This is a genomic window from Streptomyces minutiscleroticus, assembly GCF_014650875.1.
GTDB lineage: Bacteria > Actinomycetota > Actinomycetes > Streptomycetales > Streptomycetaceae > Streptomyces > Streptomyces minutiscleroticus.
Genome location: NZ_BMVU01000179.1, coordinates 1 through 1718, shown reverse-complemented (window position 1 = coordinate 1718; position 1718 = coordinate 1). Strand labels below are relative to the sequence as shown.

Annotated in this window: 1 protein-coding gene; it reads right to left on the bottom strand. The window is 68.1% G+C overall.

Going from position 1 to position 1718, the window contains the following annotated elements; all coding sequences use genetic code 11:
- Positions 1-1625 (bottom strand): IS4 family transposase (locus IE271_RS40785; RefSeq protein WP_229919984.1); only part of this gene is annotated, 1625 nt, incomplete at its 3' end.
- Positions 1626-1718 lie beyond the last annotated feature (93 nt).

Below are 1718 nucleotides of genomic sequence, written 5' to 3'. Positions count from 1 at the left end.
CGCAAGGGGGCCGTTTCCTGCGTGATGGCCGCGTAGCGCCCCGTGCGGACCCTCTTGATCATTCCCTTCTCGGTCCAGCGGGCGAGTTGTCGGTAGGTGGCGACGAGGGTGACGTCGCCGAGGAGTTCGGCGATCTCCCGTGAGCGCCATAGCCGTTCGGGTTCTTCCTGCAAGATGGCCAGGACACGTGTCATGCGGGTACTGGTCCCGCCAGGGCCGACGTACTGGGGGACCGTGGTCGTGGGCAGTGCGGGCTCCGGCACCGGCGGCGACAGGAGTGTGATCGTCGTTGAGGTCACGGCCTTGCTGGCGTCGGGGCGGCTGTCCAGTTTCCTTTCCGCGTAACGGGAGATGGGAGACTTCACCTTGCGGGTGCTGACGCGGGGTCGCCGTGCGGGCGACAGCGCCGACAGGAGCCGCCGGCCGATCTCTCCGATGCCCTGCTCGAAGATGCCGTCCGCACCTACCAGTAGGTCACGGGCTGTTTGGAAGGCGATGGTGAAACCGCAGCGGTCGGGATCGGTGCCCGGCTGGGACTCCGCAGCCTGGACCATGGTGCGGCGCAGGAGTTGATAGAGGGTGAGCAGGGCCCACATCTCCTGCTCGACGCCCGCCGGATCGTGCGAGCGCAGGACGCGTCCGTGCAGGATGGTGTGGCGCAGCGCGTAGTAGGCGCTCTCGTGCTCCCAGCGCTCGTGATAGAGGTGCACGAGGCGGTCGGCGGGGTAGCGGCGGGCGTCCAGGAGTGTGGTGGCCAGGCGGTAGGAGCCCTCGAACGTGCTGCCGTCGGTGCAGGTGATGCTCACCTGGGCTTCGATGATCCGCACCGGGACGCTGCCGATGACCGACAGGTAGGAGGAGTCGGCGAGCGGCTTCAGGACCGGTGGGCGGCGGCGCTGGCGGATGCGGCCCAGGACCTGTGCGCCGGTGGCGTGCACGGCGGTGAGGAAGTCGTTGCTGTCGAAGCCCCGGTCCCACAGCACCAGCATCTCGGGGCTCAGATGGTGCATCAGCCTGGTGGCGTAGGAGGTCTCGCCCTCCCGGGTGGGCCCGAAGACCGCTGCGATCACGGCCCGGGTGCCGGTCTCGACCAGTGTCATCAGCTCGACCTGGGGATACCCGCCATGTGGGCACCGCCCCAGCCACTCCCGGTTGCGCTCGCTGTCCGGCACCTTGATCGAGCTGCAGCCGTCGAATGACACCGTCCGGTACGGACCGAACCGCACCCCCGACGTGGTCGGCCGGGCCAACGGCCCGGCCAGCACCTCGAACAACGCCCGCACCGGCGTGCTGCCGAGCCTTCGGCGCAGGTCACGGAGCGCCTTCGTGCTCGGGCGGACAACCGGAATCCCCGACAGGCCGGCCGTCAGTTTGGCCCACACGAGCCGATAGCCGACCTCGGGGAAGAGACACATCGCCAGCAGGAAGTAGACCCCGACCCGCGAGGGAAGATCCCGCAGTCGGCGCTGCACGGTCCGTGTCTCCGACAAGACCGCATCGACCAGTTCGAACGGCATGATCGGCGTCAGCTCTCCCAGATGGCCCGGCGCGAACCGACCTGCGGCCACTATGACCGTACGGGTGATGGTCGCCAGCGGCGGTGGCAGGACACAATGCTCGGGCAACGGAGCTCCTTCGGGAACAAGCTGTCTTGGACGACTGCCTGTACCAACGAGCTCCGTTGCTCCGTGTCAGGACTTTCTCAACTCCCTTGCGTG